We start from the raw sequence: 6408 nt of genomic DNA, 5'->3' as shown, positions 1-6408 counted from the left end.
CGTCCGTTAGACCCTGTCGTTCAATGCATGTACCTTAATCATGCGTCCGGCATAGGCCGGTGACCGCGACATTGTAGTCGCCGGCCAGCGCCGCCCGGTGCCCGGGACTGACCGCCGTTGCGGTACCGTTCGAGCAGGTTTGCGCGCTTCACTACACCCTCACCCGCCTGCCCTGCAAGCGCTGCGGCATGGATAAAAGCGTTCTGGCCCATCAGTTCTTCCATTTCCGCCTCCGTAAAGACGCGGAAAGAGGGTATTTCCATTTCGGTTTCCATGCCGAGATGCCAGGCCTTTCGTGCCTGGTCGATCTTGCGGACGCCATCGGCTGCGGCGGCGATCGCATGGAACACGGCAATTGCCGAGCCGTTGCGAACGGCGCCATCAACCTTCGACGAGCCGCTGATGAACCGGCCCGCTTTGCGCGCCATGTGCATCATTCCGGCCAGCTGCGCCACGAGAAGGCGATCGACGATGGCGCCGAGATCTGCCGGTGCCGTCACGTCCGCCTTCAGGGCGCGGGAAAACAGTTTCTTTGCCACTGCCTTATCGACGAGCGCCCGGTCTATCTTGACCCAACAACCGCGTCCCGGCAGCTGCCGCTTCAGATCGGGAACAACGGTCCCGTCGGGAGCGGCTACGAAGCGGATCAAGTCGTCAGGCGATCCGCTTTCGCGTGTCACGATGCACATGCGGCCATTTTCGCCATCACCGCCGAGGTCATTGTCCTCAGCTGGTGCGTCAGGCCCCTCGGTGATCGTCATGCTTGTTGCTCGGTTTCATCCTCCGCGACCTCTTCGGTCTCAGCGGCGAGATCGGCCTCGGTGATCCAGCCGGCGAGCAGGCGAGCCTGCACGACCATTTGCTCGGCTTCGACGCGCGAGATTTCAAGCTTGGAGAACAGGCCTTCGAATTTCTTCGTCTCGCCGTTCTTGCGTTCGCTCCAGCCGACGAGGTCGTCGGCGGCGCAGCCGGCAAAGTCTTCGATCGTCTTGATGCCGTCCTCACCGAGGGCAACCATCATCTGGGCGGTCATGCCGTTGATCTCACGCAGCTCGTCGGAGACGCCGAGCGCCTTGCGCTTTTCGTCCATCTCGGCTTCGAGCTTCTCCAGATATTCGCGGGCGCGGGTCTGGATTTCCTGAGCGGTGTCTTCGTCGAAACCGTCGATGGAGGAGATTTCGTCGAGCTCGACATAAGCCAGCTCTTCGACGGCGGCGAAGCCTTCGGACGCCAGAACCTGGCCGACCATCTCGTCAACGTCGAGCGCGTCCATGAACAGGTTGGTGCGCTCGTTGAATTCCTTCTGGCGGCGTTCCGATTCCTCGGCTTCCGTCATGATGTCGATGTCCCAGCCGGTGAGCTGCGACGCGAGGCGGACGTTCTGGCCGCGGCGGCCGATGGCCAGCGACAGCTGCTCGTCCGGAACCACGACTTCGATGCGCTCTGCATCCTCGTCGAGAACGACCTTGGCGACTTCGGCCGGCTGCAGCGCGTTGACGACGAAGTTCGCCGGCTCGTTGGACCAGGGAATGATGTCGATCTTTTCGCCCTGCAGTTCGCCGACGACGGCCTGGACGCGCGAACCGCGCATACCGACGCAGGCGCCGACGGGATCGATCGACGAGTCGTTCGAGATAACGGCGATCTTGGCGCGCGAGCCCGGATCGCGGGCAACCGACTTCACCTGGATGATGCCGTCGTAGATTTCAGGCACTTCCATGGTGAAGAGCTTGACCATGAACTGCGGATGCGTGCGCGACAGGAAGATCTGCGGGCCGCGCTGTTCGCGACGGACGTCGTAGACATAGGCGCGGACGCGGTCGCCGTAGCGGAAGTTTTCGCGCGGGATCATCTCGTCGCGACGGATGATGCCTTCGCCGCGGCCAAGGTCGACGATGACGTTGCCGTATTCGACGCGCTTGACAGTGCCGTTGACGATTTCGCCGACGCGATCCTTGAATTCGTCGAACTGGCGGTCACGCTCGGCTTCGCGCACCTTCTGCACGATGACCTGCTTGGCCGACTGAGCGGCGATACGGCCGAAATCCATCGGCGGCAGCGGATCGGCGATGAAGTCGCCAAGGGCGGCGTCCGGGTTGCGGTCGCGGGCCAGTTCCAGCGGGATCTGCGTGGAATAGTCTTCGGCCTTCTCGACGACTTCGAGCAGGCGCTGCAGCCGGATTTCGCCGGTCTTCGGGTTGATGTCGGCGCGGATGTTCGACTCCGTGCCGTAACGCGAGCGCGCGGCCTTCTGGATCGCGTCCGCCATTGCGGCAAGCACGATCTCGCGGTCGATGACCTTTTCGCGCGCCACTGCATCTGCGATCTGCAGAAGTTCTAGCCGGTTCGCACTGACTGCCATTTTTAGTCTCCGTCTTCCTGCCCTGGGGTTCCCGTCCCGTCAGGCGGTTCGTTGATCGGTTATTCCTGGTCTTCGTCCGCTTCGTTCTGGTTCGCTGCCTCGGCTTTCGCCAGCTTGTCGGCGCGCAACGCGTCACGGATGAGATCGTCCGTCAGGATCAGCTTGGCTTCGGCCAAGGTGCTGAACGGAATGGTTACCTTCGGTTCCTCGCCGCGGGTAGCTTCGTCGCGCTCAATGGTGAAACCATCGGCATCGACGGCGACAATCTTGCCGCGGAAGCGCTTGCGGTTCTCGACGAGGATCGACGTTTCGCATTTGACGAGGTGGCCGATCCAGCGCTGGAAATCCGACTTGCGCACCATCGGGCGGTCGATGCCCGGCGAAGACACTTCGAGATGATACGCCTTATCGATCGGATCTTCCACATCGAGAACCGGCGAAACGGCCGAAGAGACCTCTTCGCAGTCTTCGACGGTCATGGTGCCGTCGTTGCGTTCGGCCATGATCTGCAGCGTCAGCCCGTTCAGATTGAGGAGGCGTACGCGCACCAGGCGGAAGCCCATGCCCACAAGGACGGGCTCGATGATGGCGGCAACGCGTTGATCAAGGCCGGTTTCGACGATCAGCCTGGGTTCATTGGTATTGTCTGCGTTTGTCACGTCCGACAAGCATTCACTCCTGCAATGTCTTTGCATTCGGAGATCGTGCTAATAAAAAAGAGCGGGTCCTTGCGGCCCACTCTTCATCACACGATCAAGAATTTGATGCCGATATAAGCCTCTTTCCGGCGAATTGCAAGGCATTCACGCCGAACGCCGTTTCCAGGCCTATTTCAGGACGCCGAGCATGGAGCTGTCGGGATAGCAGGTGGGCTTCATGCCGCTCTTTTCCTGCCATTGGCCGATAGAGCGCCTCGTCTTGTAGCCCGGCAGCCCGTCGGTGCCGCCGACGTCGTAGCCCTTGCGTTCCAGTGTCTTCTGCATACCGGCGACGTCAGAGCGCAGCATCTTGCCGACATCGCCCCATTTTTCCTGAAAGGCGCCGCCGCCGGAGGCGATACGATCGGCGAGATTACCGATATAGATGCCATAGAGGTCGGAGTTGTTGTACTCCTTGATGACGTAGAAGTTCGGCGTGACGATGAATTCAGGTCCGTCGCGGCCGGCCGGCACCAGCATCATGCCGCTTGCCTTCAACTCCTCGGATGGAAATGTCTTGCCCGATACCCGCGCAATTCCGAGCGAGGCCCATTGCGAGATCGGCTTGGCGAGATCGGGCCCTTCCTGGGCGCAGGATACATTCTGCGGGATGGTGACCTCATAACCCCAGCCTCGGCCACGCTGCCAGCCTTTCTGAACTAGATAGTTGGCTATCGATGCCAGCGTGTCCGGCACCGAGGTCCAGATGTTGCGATGGCCGTCGCCATCGAAATCAACAGCATATTTCAGGTAGTTGGTCGGCATGAACTGCGGCTGGCCGAGCGCACCCGCCCAGGATCCACGGAACTGATCCGGCGTGACATCGCCATGCTCGAGAATGCGCAACGCTGCAACAAGTTCGGTGCGGAACATGTCCTTGCGGGTCGACATGAAAGCCTTGGTCGCCAGCACCTGGATTGCCGAATTCGGCAGCTTGGCGACGCCGAAACCGGTCTCGCGGCCCCATATGGCAAGCAGGATCGGCCCCGGCACACCATAGGTCTTCTCGATGCGACGCAGCACCGGCTGATATTGCGAGGCGAGGCCCCGCCCGGTTACGGCGAGTTTCTGGAGCCGCCCCTCGTTGAAATAGGGGGCAGGGGAGGAGAATTCGGCCTGGGTCTGCTTCTGTTCCTTGGGCTTCGGGAAGCCAGGTGGCACAAGATCCGGCAGATCCCAGTTCAACGTGACACCGGCAAACGCGGCCTGAAAGGTCTTTTCAGAAATTCCGGCCTTCCGCGCCTCCGGCCAAAGGTCCTTCTGGATCCACGACTGAAACTGCGCTTCGACATCCGCCTTGGAGGCGGCGAGCGCCGGCAGGGGGAAGAGGGAGAGGAGAAAAATGCAGAGCAAGGACAGAGAATATCGGATCTTCATTGCGATCATTTTGGATACATCCCATCCATGCGTCATGCGGAATCCTTTCAAATCGCCGTTCTTGCCCTGAGCGCCGCCGTCAGCGTGCCTTCGTCAAGATAATCAAGCTCGCCGCCAACCGGCACGCCATGGGCCAGCCGGGTGATCTTCACCTCGAGACCTGCCAGTTGGTCGGTTATATAGTGTGCTGTGGTCTGCCCTTCGACCGTGGCGTTGACGGCGATGATGATTTCGCGGACGCCGCCTTCGCCGACGCGCTCGATCAGCCCGCGAATATTGAGATCGTCCGGCCCGACGCCATCGAGCGGCGACAGAACCCCGCCGAGCACGTGATAGGCGGCATTCATCGCGCCGGCACGCTCCAGAGCCCAGAGGTCGGACACATCCTCGACGACGATGATGACGGACTGGTCGCGCCGGTCGTCTGTGCAGACCGTGCAGGGGTCGACGGTATCGACATTGCCGCAGCGCGAGCAGATCTTCACCTTGTCATAGGCTTCGCCCATCGCGTGGGACAGTGGCCCGAGAAGCTGATCTTTCTTCTTGATCAGGTGCAGCGCTGCCCGTCGCGCCGAGCGTGGTCCGAGCCCAGGCACCTTCGCCAGAAGCTGGATGAGTTTTTCGATTTCGGGGCCGGTGACTCGCTTTGCCATGGGAGGCTTTTAGCTCATATGCTCACGGAACGGAATCACGGAAGGAACGGTTGAGCCATGAAAATTCTGGCTGTTTGCCTCGGTGCCCCCGAGACGCTTCCGGGAATGAAAGCGAAGACCGGCATCAACAAACATGCCGTCAACGGCGCCGTCATGATCGATGCGCAGGGTCTGCTTGGCGACGCCATCTGCAATCGCGAGCATCATGGCGGCCGCGATCAGGCCGTCTATGTGGAGGGATCGTTGACGCTGGATTGGTGGGCAAAGGAGCTTGGGCAAGCATTGGAGCCTGGCTTTTTCGGCGAAAACCTCATTCTCGAAGGGCTCGATAACTGCGCCGTCTCGGTCGGAGATAGATTCATAGCCGGCGATCTGGTTTTGGAGGTGACCTGTGCCCGCATTCCCTGCGCCACGTTCGCTGCGAAGATGGGCGACTCCAAATTCGTGAAGCGCTATACGCAGGCAGGGCGTCCCGGCATCTATTGCCGTGTGCTCGCCAGCGGCACGGTGAGCGCCGGCATGCCCGTTGAGCACCAGCCCTATGCGGGCGACCCGGTCACGATGCCCGAGATGATGGCAACTTTCGGCAGGCGATTGCCGCCGGAAGATCGCGCGCGTTATCTCGCCGCACCGATCCATCACAAGCTACGCGCCACGCTTGAAAACGCGGCGCTATAGGCTCAGCGCATGGCAATCGCCACGGCGGCACCGGCCATGGTGGCCGCGCTGGTGCGATTGGCGATGCGGACCGCACGGCGGCTCTTGAGGAAGGTTCTCGCCTTCGCCGCAAGCATGGCCCAGGTAAGATCGATGATCACGAGCACCGCGAACATCGTCGCCACCAGCTCAGCCCAGCCGGAAAGCGTGACGCCATGCAGATCGATGATCGAGGGCAGCAGCGCGACGTAGAACACCATGATTTTCGGGTTGCCCATGGTCACGGTGAAGCCGGCGAGGAAGAGACGTGTGGCCGATTGTTCATCCGGCAACTCCTCTGCCGCCGTGTCGGAAGAGGCAAACCACATCTTCCAGGCAAGATAGAGCAGATAGGCAACGCCGAGCCATTTGATCACCACGAAGGCGACATGGAAGGTTTCGGCAATGGTCGCAAGACCGGCGACGGCGAAAGTGAGCCAGATCGCTTCGCCGAGCCACATGCCGGAGAGGAAGGGCAGCACGTTGCGAGCACCCTTCGTAAGCACGCGCGCCACCAGCGCGGCGATATTCGGCCCCGGCGATCCGGCGGCAATGAACAGGGCACCGGCAAAAACCAGCAGCGTCGACAGGCTCATGGCATTTCCTCCGAACGGACAAGCCA

At 61.3% G+C, this 6408-nt stretch carries 7 protein-coding genes; 1 reads left to right on the top strand and 6 read right to left on the bottom strand.

All coding sequences use genetic code 11. The annotated features are described in order from the left end of the window. Positions 1–38 precede the first annotated feature (38 nt). The 5 genes from ACIQJ2_RS36620 to recR form a co-directional block, all read right to left on the bottom strand. A complete protein-coding gene (locus tag ACIQJ2_RS36620; RefSeq protein ID WP_400746749.1) occupies positions 39–761 on the bottom strand; it encodes an RNA-binding protein in 723 nt (240 codons plus the stop codon). Beyond that, the gene (gene nusA, locus ACIQJ2_RS36615; protein ID WP_199150035.1) at positions 758–2362 is read right to left on the bottom strand and encodes a transcription termination factor NusA; all 1605 of its coding nucleotides are present in this window, start codon (positions 2360–2362) and stop codon (positions 758–760) included. Before nusA ends, ACIQJ2_RS36620 begins: the two co-directional genes overlap by 4 nt. A 59-nt stretch (positions 2363–2421) precedes the next feature. After that, a complete protein-coding gene (gene rimP / locus ACIQJ2_RS36610) occupies positions 2422–3030 on the bottom strand; it encodes a ribosome maturation factor RimP (protein WP_199150034.1) in 609 nt (202 codons plus the stop codon). 159 nt (positions 3031–3189) lie between these two features. Then, the gene (locus ACIQJ2_RS36605; RefSeq protein ID WP_400677738.1) at positions 3190–4437 is read right to left on the bottom strand and encodes a lytic murein transglycosylase; all 1248 of its coding nucleotides are present in this window, start codon (positions 4435–4437) and stop codon (positions 3190–3192) included. 47 nt (positions 4438–4484) lie between these two features. Further along, positions 4485–5090 carry a recombination mediator RecR gene (gene recR / locus ACIQJ2_RS36600; protein ID WP_199150033.1) on the bottom strand — a complete coding sequence of 202 codons (606 nt, stop codon included), beginning with the start codon at positions 5088–5090 and terminating at the stop codon, positions 4485–4487. Positions 5091–5147: 57 nt separating this feature from the next. Here recR and ACIQJ2_RS36595 point away from each other — a divergent pair, with 57 nt between their 5' ends. Continuing rightward, positions 5148–5768: an MOSC domain-containing protein gene (locus tag ACIQJ2_RS36595; protein WP_400677731.1), complete on the top strand. Its 621-nt coding sequence runs from the start codon at positions 5148–5150 to the stop codon at positions 5766–5768. Between the two features lie 2 nt (positions 5769–5770). Here the strand turns inward: ACIQJ2_RS36595 and ACIQJ2_RS36590 are convergent, their stop codons facing one another. Next, complete coding sequence (locus ACIQJ2_RS36590; RefSeq protein ID WP_400677729.1) at positions 5771–6382, bottom strand: LysE family translocator; 612 nt, start codon at positions 6380–6382, stop codon at positions 5771–5773. Positions 6383–6408: the final 26 nt, after the last annotated feature.

It is taken from the genome of Rhizobium sp. NPDC092011 (genome assembly GCF_044756305.1).
GTDB lineage: Bacteria > Pseudomonadota > Alphaproteobacteria > Rhizobiales > Rhizobiaceae > Rhizobium.
Note: the sequence above shows the minus strand (reverse complement) of the source record. Positions and strands in the feature narration are given on the sequence as shown.

Bases quoted from the DNA above. Each gene is read 5' to 3' on its own strand.
- nusA (WP_199150035.1), bottom strand. From the start codon at position 2,362: ATGGCAGTCAGTGCGAACCGGCTAGAACTTCTGCAGATCGCAGATGCA.
- ACIQJ2_RS36605 (WP_400677738.1), bottom strand. From the start codon at position 4,437: ATGAAGATCCGATATTCTCTGTCCTTGCTCTGCATTTTTCTCCTCTCC.
- ACIQJ2_RS36620 (WP_400746749.1), bottom strand. From the start codon at position 761: ATGACGATCACCGAGGGGCCTGACGCACCAGCTGAGGACAATGACCTC.
- recR (WP_199150033.1), bottom strand. From the start codon at position 5,090: ATGGCAAAGCGAGTCACCGGCCCCGAAATCGAAAAACTCATCCAGCTT.
- ACIQJ2_RS36590 (WP_400677729.1), bottom strand. From the start codon at position 6,382: ATGAGCCTGTCGACGCTGCTGGTTTTTGCCGGTGCCCTGTTCATTGCC.
- ACIQJ2_RS36595 (WP_400677731.1), top strand. From the start codon at position 5,148: ATGAAAATTCTGGCTGTTTGCCTCGGTGCCCCCGAGACGCTTCCGGGA.